This window comes from Leptolyngbya sp. Heron Island J (genome assembly GCF_000482245.1).
Classification (GTDB): Bacteria; Cyanobacteriota; Cyanobacteriia; order Phormidesmidales; family Phormidesmidaceae; genus Leptothoe.
In genome coordinates this window covers 47,316-63,845 of the sequence record NZ_AWNH01000008.1, presented here as the reverse complement: position 1 = coordinate 63,845, position 16,530 = coordinate 47,316, and the positions used below count along the sequence as shown (strand labels likewise).

Genomic DNA, 16,530 nt, shown 5'->3' with positions numbered 1-16,530 from the left:
GTGAAGCAGGGAGCAGCTTCTAGAGCATCTAGCAAAGTTGTGCTTAGAGTTTGCTTAGAGTTACCTAATAACATCCGCCGTGGTTGCCATGGCCACCGTGATGAGAGCCGCCTCGATGCTTAGGTGTGACCGTATCGGTTACATCTGAGGTATTGGCGTCTGTAGAGTTAGCAGAACCCAAAGCAACCGTTGGCATGAAGAGAACAATTGCGATCGCTAACACTACACTAATGAAAGCAGTCCGTTGCATAACGCTCTCCTTCCCCATTAAGTATTTGTACTCTGATCCTAATAATTCAAGGTGGAGTCAGGAAACGTAAATTCCATATATTTACAGGGCTTTACGTTACTTAACCTTGTTCTCGCTTGACACCATGGGCAAACCTAACCGCTAGGGGTATCCCTTACCCTGAGGCTTGACTGAAAGTTGTCGGAATTTTTTAGGATAAAGACATCTGTGAGTGTGAGTTAGATCGATTATGGAGCTGCCATTGGGGCTAAAGCAATTGTTGTCTTATCAGTCAGCCTGGTTAAGGGGGGATATCTTAGCTGGATTGACGGTGGCGGCTTATTTAATTCCCCAATGCATGGCCTATGGCGAGTTGGCTGGAGTGCAACCCGTAGCAGGGCTATGGGCCATCTTGCCAGCAATGGTGATTTACGCCCTGCTGGGGTCATCGCCCCAGCTTTCTGTAGGGCCAGAATCGACAACTGCAGTAATGACAGCCGTCGCCATTGGGCCATTGGCGACACCCGGCGGTAGCAACTATGCCATCCTGGCGGCGCTGTTGGCTCTGGTGGTGGGACTGATATACCTGCTCGGCTACATAACGCGATTGGGGTTTCTTGCCGATTTACTGTCTAAACCCATTCTGATTGGCTATATGGCGGGAGTTGCCGTGATTATGATGACAGGGCAGCTTAGCCAAGTCAGCGGTATTCCTGTCGATGCTGACAGTGTTTTTGGAGAGATTCAGGCTTTTTTGAATCATCTTAGCCAGTTTCATGGTCCTACCCTGATGGTATCGATGGCTGTTTTGGCCTTTTTGTTTGTTGTGCAATCGCGCTGGTCCAATGCCCCTGGGCCATTGTTAGCGGTGCTGCTGGCAACAGCGGCTGTGAAGCTGTTTCAGCTGGACCAGCTGGGGGTGGCGGTGGTGGGAGATATTCCAGCCGGATTCCCCCAAATGACCGTACCAAAACTGTCGATGGCTCAAGTGAATCCCCTGATTGCAGCGGCTATCGGTATTGCCATTGTTGGCTATTCCGACAATGTGCTGACGGCTCGGGCCTTTGCCACCCGCAATGGCTACAAAATTGATGCTAACCAGGAACTGCTGGCCCTGGGCGCTGTCAACATCGGTGCGGGTCTGATGCAGGGGTTTCCCATCAGCAGTAGCGGCAGCCGCACGGTGCTGGGCAATGCTCTGGGGAACAAAACTCAGCTCTTTTCCCTGGTGGCCCTGGTGACGGTGGTGGGGGTGTTGGTCTTTTTGCGACCACTGTTGTCGCTATTTCCCCAGGCGGCCCTGGGAGCCCTGGTGATTTATGCGGCGACTCGCTTGATTGAGATTTCGGAATTTGTCCGACTGTTACGATTTCGCAGTACTGAATTTGCCCTAGCCGTGGTGACCACCCTGGGGGTGTTGGCCACTGATTTGTTGGTGGGCATTGCGATCGCAATCAGTCTGTCTGTTATTGATCTCTTTGCCCGCGTGGCCCGTCCCCACGATGCCGTACTGGGTAAAGTTCTCGGTCTCGCCGGTTGGCATGATATTGACGATTGGGACGATGCCACTACAATTCCTGGCATCGTCATCTATCGCTACGATGCCCCCATTTGTTTTGCCAATGTGGAGAACTTTAAACGCCGGGCCATGGCTGCGATCGCAGCTGAACAGGAGCAAGTCGAGTGGTTTATTCTCAACACAGAAGCCATGGCCGAAATTGATATCACCGCCGCCGACATGCTGGCAGAGCTGCATCACGAGCTTGCCGATCAGGGAATTACCCTGGCCCTGGCGCGGGTCAAACAAGACCTGTACGCCCAACTCAAACGGTCTGGGTTACAGGAGCTGATTGGCAATGAGCACATTTATCCCACCCTGCAAACAGCAATTCGTGGGTTTGAGGAACGCTATCGATTTAAGTGAGAAACCGGTGAGCTGACCGTCCTAGCCCAGCTGCCCGGTCAGCTCACCCATGCCTTCACCAAAGGCTACTGTAACGAGACTGATACTTCAATTACAGTCCCGTGGACTAAAAATAGGATAATTTGGGGGTTCGTTGACAAACGGGTTCTACCATGGCAACAGCACAGCCACCTCGGCACAAGCATATTGTTCTAACGTCTCATCCCGGCCATTCTGGTCAAGATTCCATTGAGATTAAATGGGGTGAGGCGGACCCATATGAGCGCGGTCCCATTATTGCCACCCTGGGAAATCGTGCCCATCGGAATGTCATTGGTACCCATTCTGGGGGCTATGCGGTGTATCGAGCGTTGGCCATTGCCAGCGGTGATTTAGAACACGATCACCGGGCTGATTTAACTGACACAGCCCCCACCGTTTCCATTGGCCCCCATCCCAGCTGGACTGTCCCTGACAAAATTATTTCCCTCGATCCCTTTGGGGCTCTGGATCACGATTTATTTGCAGATCTCAGAACAGAGGGCTACGATATTCGCCCCTCCATTGCCATTACCAAGGCCCATATCAATATCCCAGAATTGCAAGAGGCCGTTACCCAGGGCCGTATCCGCGTTGATGGCAAAATCCTTAAGGAGGGGGGTGAGCTAGTGGTGACTAAAGCTGCCATTGAACCCGTGTGGTATCTCCCCGGCATTGCCCAGCGGTTTGGTGTCAGAGAAAGCGATCTGCGTCGCACCCTATTTGAGCAGACCGGCGGTATGTTTCCAGAACTGGTCACCCGACCCGACCTGCAGGTATTTTTGCCTCCCATTGGCGGCCATACGGTCTACATTCTGGGGGATCTAGAAGCCATTACTGACCCCGATCGCCCCCTGGCCGTACGCATTCATGACGAGTGTAATGGGTCCGATGTCTTTGGTTCAGACATTTGCACCTGCCGTCCCTACCTGGTCCATGGCATTGAAGTTGCCCTCGAAACTGCCCAGGTGGGTGGAGCCGGTGTGATTATCTATGCCCGTAAGGAAGGTCGAGCTTTGGGTGAAGTGACTAAGTTTTTGGTTTATAACGCCCGTAAGCGTCAAGAAGGCGGCGATCGCGCCGATACCTACTTCACCCGCACCGAATGTGTGGCTGGGGTGCAGGATATGCGCTTTCAAGAGCTGATGCCCGATGTGATGCATTGGTTGGGCATGACCCGGATCGATCAGTTTGTTTCCATGAGCAACTTGAAATACGACGCGGTGACCCAGTCGGGAATTGAAATTGTGGAACGGATTTCTATTCCAGAGGAGCTGATTCCAGCGGATGCTCAGGTGGAAATCAAAGCAAAAAAGGCGGCAGGCTACTACACCGAAGGGGATGTCCCTGATGCGACCGTGCTCACCCAAACCATTGGCCGTCAGTATGAGGATGGCCTATGACCCCGGCAGAACAGGCGGCAATTGCCTATTTGCAACGGCCTCAGGCAATTCGCGATCGCACCCACCAGCTGTTTGAACTTTGCCAGGCGGATCAGCTGGAGCATTTTGCCTGCGATCTTTCTAAGTTAGACAAGGTGGCCAACTATGTGGTGGATACCACCCAGCAGCTATATCCCGATTTTGACGTGCCGTTTCATAGTCGCTGGCGTCACTTTGGCTCCCGGTTAGCTCCCACCCTAGTGCCCACAACCCAGGAAACCATTGAGGGTGCGATCGCTAAATCACAGCTCGACCTGGCGATCATTAGTGTTTTGCTGGATGCCGGTGCCGGTAGCCAGTGGCAGTATCAGGACTTTGCCACCGACCAAATCCTGAGTCGTTCAGAAGGACTGGCGGTGGCCAGTTTACGAGCATTTGAGCGGGGCTTCTTTTCCACCGATTCCCAACGGCTCCATCAGGTTGATGCCGTGGGTTTACAATCCTTAACCGCAGCCGATCTGGCCCAGGCCTTTCAAGTCAGTGAAACCAACCCTTTGGTGGGCCTGGGGGGGCGGTTGACCCTACTGCATCAGCTGGGGGCAGCCCTCACAGCTCAACCGGAGCGGTTTGGGGCCAACCCTGCCAGACCGGGTAACTTGCTCGACTACCTGATCCGGCACTATGGGCAAACCCTGGATGCTGGGAGTTTGCTCACCGAGGTGCTCCAAAGCTTCAGCTCCATCTGGCCCGGTCGAATAGCCCTGGCGGACACTAACCTGGGGGACGTTTGGCCCCATCCCGCCTTTCCTGACCAGGGACCCGGCTCAACTCTGGTGCCGTTTCATAAGTTATCCCAGTGGTTAACCTATTCTCTGGTAGAACCCTTGACCGCTGCTGGAATCACGGTGACTAATCTAGATGCCCTGACGGGGTTAGCCGAGTATCGCAATGGCGGGCTTTGCGTCGATTTGGGGTTGCTGGTGCCCAAACATCCTGAGGTGACTCGCCAGACCCACCTACCCGGTTCAACGGTGGTGGTGGAATGGCGGGCGTTAACCGTCGTCATGCTAGACAAAATTGGAGCCCGTGTCCGCCAGTTGCTCGATAAAGCGTCTGACGAGCTGCCATTGATCAAAGTGTTAGAAGGGGGTACCTGGGCCGCTGGCCGCCGGATTGCCCAACAGCGACGCTCCACTGGCGCACCGCCCATTGCAATTCAAAGCGACGGGACTGTGTTTTGAGGACGGCAGCATGGGGAATGAGAGCCGAGAAATATAAAAGCTTGAGGCTCCCGCGCTTAAATAAGTCTCCCGTTACCCCATTACTCATCCACCCATCTATAGTCTCAACCTGGAACTTTATTTTTGGGCAATCCTCTTAGCGGACTCATTTTATGGCTCCCCTCTCTTTTCTCTCTCCTCTGCCCTCCCTGCTCTCTCTTTTTATTTCTAATGAACAAACAAGTCACACAAATTGAGCATCCTTTGATTCAGCATAAGCTGACCCTGATGCGTCAGAAGGACACTAGTACGGCTAAATTTCGACAGTTGTTGGAGGAGATTAGCCTGTTATTGGCCTATGAGGTTACCCGTGAATTGCCCATGGAGAAAGTCTTGATTGAGACTCCCTTTGCCTCCATGGAAGCTCCCATGCTCACGGGTAAGAAGCTGGTGCTGATCTCGATTATGCGGGCGGGCCAGGGAATTTTGGACGGCATGCTCAAGCTGATTCCATCGGCGCGGGTGGGCCATATTGGTCTCTACCGCGATCCTAGAATGCTGATGCCAGTGGAGTATTATTTTAAGGTACCAAAAGACGTCAGTGAGCGGGAGATGCTGATCGTCGATCCAATGATTGCCACGGGCAATACTGCGATCGCAGCGGTCCATCGGCTCAAAGAAACTCGACCCCAGTCAATTAAATTTGTTTGTCTGCTAGCCGCCCCCGAAGGGATTAAAAGCTTTCACCAAGAACATCCTGACGTGCCAATTTTTACCGCCGCCATTGACGACAAACTTGACGAACACGGCTACATTTTGCCAGGTCTAGGGGATGCTGGCGATCGCATGTTTGGTACTCAATAAAGAATCCCCTCCCAGGAGGGGAGATTTTTGGTTAGTGCATTCAATTTTGTATTCAACGTTTAGTTTCTGGGCTCTATGATGAAACAACTTAAAAACTATATTGCTGGTGCCTGGCACTCGTCCGCCACCACTGACTATCTCGATGTTGTCAATCCCGCTACTAAAGATGTCTTAACCGAGGTTCCCCTGTCATTAGCCAGTGACCTGGACCAGGCAGCAACATCTGCCAGCAAGGCCTTTACCACCTGGCGACGGATGCCCCCTACGGAGAGAATCCAATATCTCTTTAAACTAAAAACTCTCCTAGAAACCCACCGAGACGATCTGGCTAAAACCATTACTGCCGAGTGTGGGAAAACCCTCAAAGAATCTCAGGGAGAACTGCAGCGGGCCATTGAAAATGTGGAAGTGGCCTGTGGTATTCCCACCCTGATGCAGGGGATTAACTCAGAAGACATTGCTCGGGGCATTGATGAGATTATGATTCGTCAGCCCCTGGGTGCAGTGGGAATTATTGCGCCGTTTAACTTTCCGGCCATGATTCCCTTTTGGTTTTTTCCCTATGCCGTTGCCTGTGGCAATACCTGCATCATTAAGCCGTCTGAAAAGGTGCCCCAGACGATGCAAAAGATTATGGACCTGATTGATCAGACGGGACTACCCGCCGGGGTGGTGAATTTGGTGAATGGCAGCAAGACCGTAGTGGATGCCATGCTGGATCATCCCACGGTCAAGGCGATTAGCTTTGTGGGGTCGAGTCCGGTGGCACAATATATCTACCGTCGCGCGGCGGAGACGGGCAAGCGAGTGCAGTGCCAGGGTGGGGCTAAAAACCCGGTGGTGATTTTACCTGATGCGGATCTGGAGATGACCACTCGGATTGTGGCGGATAGTGCCTTTGGCTGTGCTGGACAGCGGTGTTTGGCAGCATCCCTGGCGATTACGGTGGGGTCAGTGCAGACAGACTTTACTGCGGCCATGGTGGAAACGGCTCAAAACCGGGTGGTGGGCAATGGTTTGGAGGATGGTGTGCAGATGGGGGCGGTGATTAATCAGGGGAGCTGCGATCGCATCGCCTCTCTGATCCAAGCTGGGATAGACGAAGGTGGTAAACTTCTCGTCGATGGCCGCAATCCCCAAATTCCCGGCTATGAGCAAGGCAGCTTTGTCCGCCCCACCCTGCTGCAGGATGTTCCCCCCCAGGGTCAGGTCGTCACAACCGAGATTTTTGGTCCAGTGCTGGGGATGATCCACGTCGATACCCTAGATGACGCCATTACCCTGGTCAACCAAAGCCGCTGGGGCAACATGGCCTGCCTATTTACCAATTCCGGTGCCGCTGCCCGCAAGTTTCGCTACGAAGCCGAAGCGGGCAATATCGGCATTAATATTGGCGTGGCCGCACCGATGGCGTTTTTCCCCTTTAGCGGCTGGAAAGAAAGTTTCTATGGCGATCTCCATGGACAAAGTCAACATGCCGTTGAGTTTTTTACCCAGACTAAAGTTGTCGTTGAACGCTGGCCCAAAGAATGGTCACGACAGTTTTAGGTTGGTGTATAAAAACACCACAGCATCATTTTTTAATAGCGTATACTTCTTCAGCTACTTAATGAATCCTAACCAAGACACAAATCAGACAAATATTACTGATATGCTCAGTGGCATTCTGAGCCAGGCCATCAGCCTTAAGCAAGATATTGACGAAAATCAGCTAGATGATAACGCTGCCACCATCAACGATATCTTACTAAGCACAGCCTATGAACCAATTCCGACCAAAGTCACTAATGCAATTCCAGGTCTGGAGATCTTTGAAGACAGTGATGACCCTGGTAGCTGGTTTTGGGAATGGGAGTGGGGGGAATGTCAGGATGGTCCCCATGATAATCAGCTAGAAGCGTTGCTCTCATTTGCTCGATTTGCGGCTGAGTTGGCGGTTGAGCTAGGAGATGATGGTGAATAACCCACGAGCAGCACTCGGCGGTAAAGTGGAATTGGCTCAATAGAAAAATCACAGACCCTATTCTGCCAGGTAACCACTGTGTCACTACTCCAGTCTCCATGGACAAAATTATTCGCTCGCACCTTTCTCAAATGGCAACGAGATGGCTGTTTGGAGATGGGTGCCGCTTTGGCCTACTACGCTCTATTTTCCATGTTTCCAATCATCTTGGTGATTTTGAGTGTAGTCGGTTTTTGGCTTGGTCCCCAGAGTAATGCTTACGATCAGATTCTGCTATTTGCCGGGGATGCATTGCCACCGGCTGCCTTTAGAATTGTTCAGCTTACCCTGGTGGAATTTCACCAGAAAAGTACCGGCGCTAGTATTATTGGTTTTCTCGTGCTGTTATTTACAGCCAGTAGCTTTTTTAATGCTCTGAGCCATGCTTTTGACAAAATATGGCATGTCCGTCCAGCTGCCCAAGAACATAGACACTGGTTAGAAATCATATTGCGGTTAATCTGGAAACGTATTCTGGCGTTTCTCCTGGTAGTGGGCTCAGCATTGCTAATTCTGTTGTCGTTGCTGACTCAAATTGCAATTGACATTTTGCTAGCCATTTTAGAACGTGTCAGTACCTATAGCGATCTGATTGAGCTGGATCGGGTGGTGCTGCTGCCACCGTTACAATGGGGGGCATCCTTTATTTTGTTGATAGCCGTGGTGATGATTCTGTTCCGGGTACTACCAACTACCCGAGTCACCTGGCACGATGTTGGTCTGGGTGCTGTTCTGACGGCTAGTCTTTTGATTTTGTTACAACAGTTAATCAGTAATAGCATCATCAGCCTGGGTAGTCGATTCCAGTCCTACGGTCTGATTGGTGGTGTGATGGTGCTACTACTGTGGATTTATCTAACCAGCCAAATCTTTTTCCTGGGTGGCGAGTTTACCTACGTTTATGCTCATATATTTGGTAGTCGCCGTTGCCATCAAAACGACTAAAATCTTTTTGTGGCCATAGAGAAACCATCCTACTAGCATCAATGCCCATAGGATGGTTTGCAATTTTCTATCTGAAGATCGCTAATGACCTCAAATCTCAGCCACTAGTCAACCTTAACTTTAACAGCCTCTGTTGTCTTCTCTTCGGATTTAGGAATGGTCAGGCTGAGGACACCAGCCTTATATTCGGCCACCACCTGGTCTTTCACAATTCGTGCAGGCATTGGAATCCGTCGCTCAAACTTGCCATAGTGAAATTCGGAACGGAATCCGCCTTTCTCCTCAGTTTTTGTTTCCGATTGCCGTTCGCCTTTGATGATAACTGCGCCATCGGTTACTTCAATATCCAAGTCGTCAGCTTCCATCCCTGGAACTTCTAGCTTGAGATGAATTTCAGTTTCGGTTTCATTGATCTCAGCGGAGGGGACAAAACCAAAGCCGTTTTCGTCTTCTGCCCAACCTGGCCTAAACTGATCAAACAGTTTGTCCATTTCTTTCCTCAGGGCGTCAAATTCGCCAAAGGGTTCCCATCGCTCAATGGAACCAAAGGGACGCCAGTGTGTGAGTGTCATACTAATTCCTCCAAATAACTCGAAAACTGCTAATGCGATAGCGTTCACCTGAAGTTTTTAGGTGCTTGAAGTGCTTCCCAAAGGAACCTGTACTTTTAGGATATGTCGACAATTTGAGGAAATTGTGAGGGATGGGCCAGGTACGGTTTGCGTTTTTGCTATGCTTTATTTGATTTAGGCCCAGCTGATGACCATGGGTCTAGAGAACACCATAGCCGCCGCCGCCAGGGGTCTCAATCACAATTGTATCGCCGGGCTGCATCTGGACGCTGGCTTTGCTGTCTAAGTTTTCTGTTGTGCCATTCTGTCGCAAGAGATAGTTGTGGCCGGTTTTGCCAGGAGTCCCTCCCTTTAAACCAAAAGGAGCAACGTGGCGATGGTTGGAGAGAATCGCGGCGGTCATGGCTTCCCTAAAGGTGACTCGTCGGATCACACCGTTACCCCCTGGGTGGTGCCCCTGGCCGCCGCTGCCCTGACGGATGCTAAAACTCTCTAAAATGACAGGGAACCGCCATTCTAAGATTTCTGGATCGGTGAGACGAGAGTTGGTCATGTGGGTTTGGACCGCATCGGTGCCAGGGTGATCTGGTCCAGCGCCTGAACCGCCGCAAATAGTCTCATAGTATTGATAGCGATCGCTACCAAAGGTGAAGTTGTTCATGGTCCCCTGGGCGGCTGCCATGATCCCCAGGGCTCCATACAGAGCATCGGTAATTACCTGAGATGTTTCGACATTACCGGCCACCACTGCCGCTGGATACTGGGGGTTGAGCATACAGCCAGTTGGGATAATAATTTCTAATGGTTTGAGACAGCCCGCATTGAGGGGAATCTGGTCGTCGACCAGAGTGCGAAAGACATAGAGGACGGCGGCTTTACAAACAGCAGCCGGGGCATTGTAGTTGGTGATCTGCTGGGGTGAGGTGCCCGAGAAATCAATGCGGGCACTGCGTTGAGTGCGATCGCAGCTAATTGCCACCTGTACCTGAGCGCCATCGTCCATGTGATAGGTAAATTGACCAGGATTGAGCACCTCAATCACCCGTCGCACCGACTCTTCGGCATTGTCCTGCACATGTTGCATATAGGCTTGCACCGTGGCCAGACCATAGTGGTCCACCATTTTATGCAGCTCCTGGACACCTTTCTCATTGGCCGCGATTTGAGCCTGGAGATCGGCAATATTTTGATGGGGGTTACGCACAGGATAGGGGGCCTGGGTCAGTAGCTCCAGTAGCTCATTTTCTCGAAACTGTCCCCGATCCACCAGCTGAAAGTTGTCGATTAGTACGCCTTCTTCAATCACCGTTGTACTGTTGGGGGGCATAGAGCCGGGGGTGATGCCGCCAATGTCGGCATGGTGGCCACGGGAGGCGACGTAGAAAAGAGGGGACGTGGGGGAGATGGCAGCGGGAGCAGAGCGAGGAGGAAAGACGGGGGTGATGACGGTGATGTCGGGGAGGTGGGTGCCGCCGTTATAAGGGTTGTTGAGCACATAGACATCGCCGGGTTTCAGGTGTTTGCCTTTGGCGGCGATCAGGCTTTCGACGCTTTGGCCCATGGAGCCCAGATGCACAGGGATATGGGGGGCATTGGCGACCAGCTGACCCTGGTGGTCAAAAATGGCGCAGGAGAAGTCTAATCTCTCTTTGATGTTGACTGAGTGACTGGTCTTTTGTAGGGTAAAGCCCATCTGTTCAGCGATGGCCATAAACAGATTGTTAAAAATCTCTAGCATCACTGGATCAGGGGTGGCCAGGGACTGACGGGAAGGGGCTGATCGCTCTGGTTTGGCTGTTCTGCCGGGCTCTGTTTGAGCTGTTTTATGAACGGTGTCCTTGGTGAGCAAAAGGTGGTTGCGATCGCTAACCTCTACGACCCAGCCAGGTTCGATCACATTGGTGCCGGTGGCTTCGACGATAATGGCAGGCCCTGGAATCTGGTCTCCTGGTCGCAGGTCATGGCGCTGAAACAGGGGAGTGGGCTGCCAGACATGGGCGGTAAACATCGATACGGTGGTAACGGGGACGGGAGGATGGGGGCGCGGTGAGTCCTCGATCGGTTCTTGGGGCATTGGCATCTTGCCCACAACTTCCACTGAAACGGCTTCCACCATCAGCGGTTTGGCTGGCATGGTAAACCCGTAGCGCTGCTGATAGTCCTGTTCAAACTGGGCCATCATGGCTGACAACTCACCAAAATTGACGATCAGAGCGGTGTCTGTGCCAGTGTAGCGAACATGCACCCTGGCCAGGACAACGATGCACTCATCGGCAACCTGCTGGCGTTTGACTTCGGCCAGGGCGGGAGCGGTAATCTCGTCTAGTGTTTGTTGCAGTACAGGGATAATTTCGGCGGTGAGAGGTTGTTCTATGGCGGCTTGTCGTAAGGCCCGCAGATCTGCTAACCCCATGCCGTAGGCGGATAATACCCCCGCCAAAGGGTGAATAAAAATTTGTTGCATGCCCAGGGCATCGGCGAGGAGACAGGCATGCTGGCCAGCTGCCGCCCCAAAGCAAGACAGGGTGTACTCCGAGACGTCGTGGCCCTGCTGCACTGAGATTTTTTTGATGGCGTTGGCCATGTTTTCAACGGCAATGGCAAGAAAACCAGCGGCGACTTGCTCAGGCGATCGCACATCGCCCGTCTCCTGGTGGATCTGCTCAGCCAGGCTTACAAACTGCTGTTTGACCACGGCTACATCTAATGATTGATGGCCGTCTGGGCCAAAAACCTGGGGGAAAAATGCAGGTTGGATTTTTCCCAGCATCACATTGCAGTCGGTGACCGTCAGGGGGCCACCTTTGCGATAGCAGGCTGGACCCGGATTCGCCCCGGCAGAGTCTGGACCAACCCGATAGCGGGCTCCGTCAAACTGGAGAATAGAGCCCCCCCCGGCTGCCACCGTATGGATGGCCATCATCGGTGCTTTGATGCGCACCCCGGCCACCTCCGATTCAAACACCCGTTCATACTCGCCGTTGTAGTGGGAGACATCGGTGGAGGTGCCACCCATGTCAAAACCAATGATTTTATGCAGATTTGCGATCGCGCTTGTCTGCACCACACCGACTACCCCCCCAGCCGGTCCGGACAAAATGCTGTCTTTGCCCCGAAACAAATGGGCGTCGGTGAGTCCCCCATTGGACTGCATAAACATGAGCTGAGGCTGCTGGGTTTGGGCGGCTGGTCCCGTCTTGTGATTGGCGGTAGCCCCCAGGGCCAACGCCACCCGGTCAACATAACGCTTGAGAATGGGCGATAGGTACGCATCCACCATGGTGGTATCGCCCCGACTCACCAGCTTCATCAGCGGGCTGACGTCATGGGATACGGAAATTTGGGTAAACCCAATGTCCTGGGCCAGGGCTGCCACCTGATTTTCGTGGTCAGGATAGCGATAGCCATGCATCAACACAATGGCACAGGAGCGAATGCCGGCCCCATAGGCCTGTTGCAGCTGTTTGCTTAAAGCCGATAGCTGCACGGGGAGCAGTTCTTCTCCCTGGGCACTGTAGCGTTCTTCCACTTCAATTACCCGTTCATAGAGCATGGCTGGTAAGACAATTTGACGGGCAAAGATATCCGGTCGATTTTGGTAGCCAATCCGCAGCGCATCTTTAAAGCCCTGGGTAATCACCAACACGGTGCGATCGCCTTTGTGCTCCAACAGAGCATTGGTCGCCACCGTCGTGCCCATTTTCACCACCCCAATGTGGTCCGTCGGCAGCGGTTGTTCTGGGGCTATGGCCAAAATGTCTCGGATACCCTGCAGGGGTGCATCTTCATACTGTTCAGGATTCTCAGATAGAAGTTTATGAATCACCAGACTACCGTCGGGGCGCTGGGCTACCACATCGGTAAAGGTGCCGCCGCGATCGATCCAAAACTGCCAGCGATTGCCGAGATTAGATGACTGCTCCATGGGGACAATACTATGGGCCAAAGGCCTATGGTATCGGGTTCAGTAGTCCTTGGGTAGGGCACCTCCGCTGACCAAAATCTATGGGTCAACATAAGATCTACATATTCTTGATCTACGTTAGACAAAAGCGTTTTACCTAGAAACCTGATGTGACCACAGTATTGAGGCCTCCTGCACTCAATACTGTGGCGTTTTCCATTCTCGCAGGATCGCCCTTGAAGCTTTGATAGGATGTCGATAATAAAATGCCAAAACAGATTATTAATTTAACCCGCCTGGTGGCCAAGATATGGATTGACCAGATTTTGGCCACCTATCCTGAAAACCCACACCAGCTTGCTTTTCAGGATGCCGACTTTCGCAGCAAGCTGATGCTGTATGTGCTCAGACGTATTCCCAACAGTCATATTGCTGTTAATGCCAGCCAGGAAGACCTTTTGTCAAATAAGGTTGCTCAGCTATCGTTAGGACAACAACAGCAGATTAAAGAGCTGATCCATGAAGGGATTCGCTACATGGTGCCATTAAATGTCATCAGGCACATATACCAGCCGTTTGATACACCTGGTGATGCGGCCAACTCATCCATCAACTGAATACTGGCAACTGAATACTGGATCGGTAAGTGCTGTAATCGTACCTGAATCAGTTATTTACCATTCAGCCGCAATGGCAGTTTCAATGAATGAGACGGATGCTATCTCGCGGATCGTGCGCAAGGTGTCACTCTCTATAGAGTGGCTTTTCACCGGGTTCATGGCTGGCTCAAAGGGAGGAATTTAGACTATGGTCCACTGGGGTAGTGTCACGTTCTCTGGTGACCAACTGTTTAATACGAGTTGCTGTTACTTGCACGCCTCGCAAGCAGAAAACGTGTTGATGGGGATAACGACTCAGGGCTTCTAAGATTTCAAAGGAGAAAAGAATAGGCTCTAGATCATGTTCAACTATTTTAATAATCTCTAACTCTGCCAAACGTTGAGGGCACAGTCTCTGGGTTTGATTTTTATCTGCTGGCAACGGCAACAACATCGCTGGCACCCTGGTTTGCAACACATCCAGGAGAGTATTATCATTTGCCATACCAATAAATAAATCGGCTTGGGCCATGACGCTCAGGAGATCACAGTGATAGCGCTGAACTGTGAGATTGGGTTGGTCTGCTGCCAGTGTCTGTAGGTGCTCATAGACGTCCATAGGAGTAAATATCCCTGTAACCATGTGAATATGATGAGGGATTTTATCCTCCAGATACTGACTGACCTCAGCAATGCAATTGAGTAATGTATGGTCCGAACGTCCGTCACCTATACTGACAAGAATGGTTGGAGGAGCGGTGCTGACTTTGGGGGCGAATCCTCGGTCTATATTAGGGACTACAAAACCGGTGTAGTTGATTTGACAGGTGAGGTTTCTAATGGGTACCAAGGAGTAATCCAGAGAGATTAAGTTGGGATCGCTATGGATGAGCAGCTGATCAAAATACTGATTGAGCAGCTGCCATAGTTGAGGATGGTGATGGAGCGGATTGATGGCCGGGCCTATGACATCGCGCCAACTGCAGATTGTTTTGGCACCATATTGCCTGGCCCGCTCTAACAGAGGGATAAGTTCGTTGGTAAACCTCTGATGGTTAAAGGGAAATAGCTCCAGCAAAACTGCACTGGGCCGGATGCGATCGCAAAGTTCCAACAGCTGCTGCCGCCGCCGTACAGCCAGGCAGATATCCAACGAATCTTCCACCCATGACAGTTTACCAGGGGTCTGCTGCCCAGATTTAGCAGCTGGCAGATTAACAACTTGAACCCCCTGGGGCAGATAAAAATCTTGAATTACATTGCCACCGTTAACAAAATAAACCTCAAACTCTTGGGCCAGACCATGAATAATGGTCATACTGCACTTCAACTGATCGACATCAAGACCAGGCTGGCAGTAAAACAACAAAGTTTTTGAAGCGTTTTTGTTGGACCACTGATCAATCATGGCTCAACTAAAATTTTGAGGAAGACAGGATACTTTTCTGACAACAAGAGCTGCAGGATACAAAAGCTTCTCCCATCTCAAAGGGTGCATAGTAGGTTCGTCTTACTCATTAAGGGTCTGTACCCCTGCCTGGCGAATATTGTTAAAACCTAAGTGAACAAAATCTTAAATTTCTCTCATGAAAGCAGCTTTCATGAGAGAGCTCTCATTATCAGCTATGGGCTAGAAGGTAATCACGTTACAAGGTAGCGTCTTATACAAAATGCCGTGAATTTCAACGTAGGTCAGACGATTTAAATTAGACTTTCAATGAATTCCTATGAAGACACCTGAGTCTGGGTTGTCGCCGTGTTTACAGCCCAGTAAAATACTGAAAATCTATAGGAGGCTAATTTTTTAGCCTGCGGGCATCGGTGAACAATTGATTGCTCTTGAGCCATTCAATCTCAATCAGTTTGCCCTGATGGCGGTGATTTAAGTCTGAGTATTATTATTGGTTAGCACCTTGAAACCTGATTCCTAACATCCTCCTGGAATCTAACGTCAATTTTGAAATCTAGCTTCAGGACCCATAGTAGTCACAGTAGTTCACCTTGCATCCATAGAATTCGAGTACGCCTGCATCCATGACCAGGATAGGGCAACTATCAGCCTTGCTAGATTGCCGGAAAAATTAACAATGAGACAGATTTTAATTGCTGAGGATGATTCACGGATAGCGTTATTTTTAGAACAAGGCCTACATAAGCATGGATTTCTCACTAAACATGTAGCCGCAGGACATGATGTGCTTGTTTATGCCCTGAGTGGTGAGTTCGATTTGCTTGTGCTTGATTTAGGATTGCCAGGTAGGACAGGGCTATCAATACTGGAAGAACTTCGTGGTCAAGGTTGTCAGATTCCAGTTGTAATCTTAACGGCGCGTGATGATATGTCGGATAAACTAACCGGCTTTGAATTAGGAGCTGATGACTATGTCACTAAGCCGTTTCGATTTGAGGAGCTGTTGGCCCGAATTCGGGCTCGCCTGCGTACCAGGGTCGCTCACGATCCTGAGAAAGAATGGATACTCAACTATCATGGCATCCAACTCAATTTACGTACACGGTCAATTCAGGTGGGTAAACAAGTCGTTGAGCTCTCAGCCCGTGAGTTTGCGATGGTAGAAACTTTTATGAACCATCCAGGACAAGTTTTGAGTCGTGAACAGCTACTGGACCAAGTATGGGGATACAATCATCTTCCAGGGTCTAACGTGGTGGATGTGTATGTGGGATATCTGCGGAAGAAGCTTGGCAATCATTTGATTGAAACTGTTCGTGGTATGGGATATCGCATGCCCATATGACATTTTTATGTCGATGGGCGTTTTTTAGAAACAATCATAGATGGCAACTGGGAAAAAATTAGCAGATCATCACTGGTCGTTAGTCACAGCGACCAGGATGGGATATGCGATCATC

General features: G+C 51.0%; 13 protein-coding genes. 9 read left to right on the top strand and 4 right to left on the bottom strand.

Translation table 11 applies throughout. The features are described from left to right. Window positions 1-64: 64 nt before the first annotated feature. Window positions 65-250, bottom strand: coding sequence for a hypothetical protein (locus tag N836_RS75545; RefSeq protein WP_152532022.1), 186 nt, complete (start codon window positions 248-250; stop codon window positions 65-67). Window positions 251-479: 229 nt separating this feature from the next. Here N836_RS75545 and N836_RS41395 point away from each other — a divergent pair, with 229 nt between their 5' ends. The 7 genes from N836_RS41395 to N836_RS41365 all read left to right on the top strand — a co-directional run bounded on the left by N836_RS41395 (window position 480) and on the right by N836_RS41365 (window position 8,584). Then, window positions 480-2,153, top strand: coding sequence for a solute carrier family 26 protein (locus N836_RS41395; RefSeq protein ID WP_023070393.1), 1,674 nt, complete (start codon window positions 480-482; stop codon window positions 2,151-2,153). Between the two features lie 152 nt (window positions 2,154-2,305). Further along, window positions 2,306-3,574, top strand: coding sequence for a GTP cyclohydrolase II (locus N836_RS41390; protein WP_023070392.1), 1,269 nt, complete (start codon window positions 2,306-2,308; stop codon window positions 3,572-3,574). Further along, complete coding sequence (locus N836_RS41385) at window positions 3,571-4,794, top strand: URC4/urg3 family protein (protein ID WP_023070391.1); 1,224 nt, start codon at window positions 3,571-3,573, stop codon at window positions 4,792-4,794. The genes N836_RS41390 and N836_RS41385 overlap by 4 nt, the downstream gene beginning before the upstream one ends. Before the next feature lie 210 nt (window positions 4,795-5,004). Continuing rightward, window positions 5,005-5,637, top strand: coding sequence for a uracil phosphoribosyltransferase (upp, locus tag N836_RS41380; RefSeq protein WP_023070390.1), 633 nt, complete (start codon window positions 5,005-5,007; stop codon window positions 5,635-5,637). Between the two features lie 75 nt (window positions 5,638-5,712). Then, window positions 5,713-7,185, top strand: coding sequence for a CoA-acylating methylmalonate-semialdehyde dehydrogenase (locus N836_RS41375; protein WP_235071007.1), 1,473 nt, complete (start codon window positions 5,713-5,715; stop codon window positions 7,183-7,185). Between the two features lie 61 nt (window positions 7,186-7,246). Further along, a complete protein-coding gene (locus tag N836_RS41370) occupies window positions 7,247-7,600 on the top strand; it encodes a hypothetical protein (protein ID WP_023070388.1) in 354 nt (117 codons plus the stop codon). Between the two features lie 78 nt (window positions 7,601-7,678). Beyond that, on the top strand, window positions 7,679-8,584 hold the full coding sequence (locus N836_RS41365) for a YihY/virulence factor BrkB family protein (RefSeq protein WP_031291302.1): 906 nt from the start codon (window positions 7,679-7,681) through the stop codon (window positions 8,582-8,584). A 104-nt stretch (window positions 8,585-8,688) separates the two neighbouring features. Here N836_RS41365 and N836_RS41360 read toward each other — a convergent pair whose 3' ends face one another. Both N836_RS41360 and N836_RS41355 read right to left on the bottom strand, forming a co-directional pair. Further along, on the bottom strand, window positions 8,689-9,156 hold the full coding sequence (locus N836_RS41360; RefSeq protein WP_023070386.1) for an Hsp20/alpha crystallin family protein: 468 nt from the start codon (window positions 9,154-9,156) through the stop codon (window positions 8,689-8,691). A gap of 199 nt (window positions 9,157-9,355) precedes the next feature. Beyond that, window positions 9,356-13,081: a hydantoinase B/oxoprolinase family protein gene (locus tag N836_RS41355; protein WP_023070385.1), complete on the bottom strand. Its 3,726-nt coding sequence runs from the start codon at window positions 13,079-13,081 to the stop codon at window positions 9,356-9,358. 245 nt (window positions 13,082-13,326) lie between these two features. Between N836_RS41355 and N836_RS41350 the strand changes: the two genes are divergently transcribed. Next, window positions 13,327-13,677, top strand: coding sequence for a hypothetical protein (locus N836_RS41350; RefSeq protein ID WP_023070384.1), 351 nt, complete (start codon window positions 13,327-13,329; stop codon window positions 13,675-13,677). A gap of 169 nt (window positions 13,678-13,846) precedes the next feature. On the opposite strand, the gene N836_RS41345 is transcribed toward N836_RS41350, so the two are convergent. Next, on the bottom strand, window positions 13,847-14,977 hold the full coding sequence (locus N836_RS41345; protein WP_235071006.1) for a glycosyltransferase family protein: 1,131 nt from the start codon (window positions 14,975-14,977) through the stop codon (window positions 13,847-13,849). Between the two features lie 769 nt (window positions 14,978-15,746). Here N836_RS41345 and N836_RS41340 point away from each other — a divergent pair. Beyond that, a complete protein-coding gene (locus N836_RS41340; RefSeq protein WP_023070382.1) occupies window positions 15,747-16,415 on the top strand; it encodes a response regulator transcription factor in 669 nt (222 codons plus the stop codon). Window positions 16,416-16,530 lie beyond the last annotated feature (115 nt).

Coding starts and splice junctions, on each gene's coding strand:
- N836_RS75545 (WP_152532022.1), bottom strand. CDS start 250: ATGCAACGGACTGCTTTCATTAGTGTAGTGTTAGCGATCGCAATTGTT.
- N836_RS41395 (WP_023070393.1), top strand. CDS start 480: ATGGAGCTGCCATTGGGGCTAAAGCAATTGTTGTCTTATCAGTCAGCC.
- N836_RS41390 (WP_023070392.1), top strand. CDS start 2,306: ATGGCAACAGCACAGCCACCTCGGCACAAGCATATTGTTCTAACGTCT.
- N836_RS41385 (WP_023070391.1), top strand. CDS start 3,571: ATGACCCCGGCAGAACAGGCGGCAATTGCCTATTTGCAACGGCCTCAG.
- upp (WP_023070390.1), top strand. CDS start 5,005: ATGAACAAACAAGTCACACAAATTGAGCATCCTTTGATTCAGCATAAG.
- N836_RS41375 (WP_235071007.1), top strand. CDS start 5,713: ATGATGAAACAACTTAAAAACTATATTGCTGGTGCCTGGCACTCGTCC.
- N836_RS41370 (WP_023070388.1), top strand. CDS start 7,247: ATGAATCCTAACCAAGACACAAATCAGACAAATATTACTGATATGCTC.
- N836_RS41360 (WP_023070386.1), bottom strand. CDS start 9,156: ATGACACTCACACACTGGCGTCCCTTTGGTTCCATTGAGCGATGGGAA.
- N836_RS41355 (WP_023070385.1), bottom strand. CDS start 13,081: ATGGAGCAGTCATCTAATCTCGGCAATCGCTGGCAGTTTTGGATCGAT.
- N836_RS41350 (WP_023070384.1), top strand. CDS start 13,327: ATGCCAAAACAGATTATTAATTTAACCCGCCTGGTGGCCAAGATATGG.
- N836_RS41345 (WP_235071006.1), bottom strand. CDS start 14,977: ATGACCATTATTCATGGTCTGGCCCAAGAGTTTGAGGTTTATTTTGTT.
- N836_RS41340 (WP_023070382.1), top strand. CDS start 15,747: ATGAGACAGATTTTAATTGCTGAGGATGATTCACGGATAGCGTTATTT.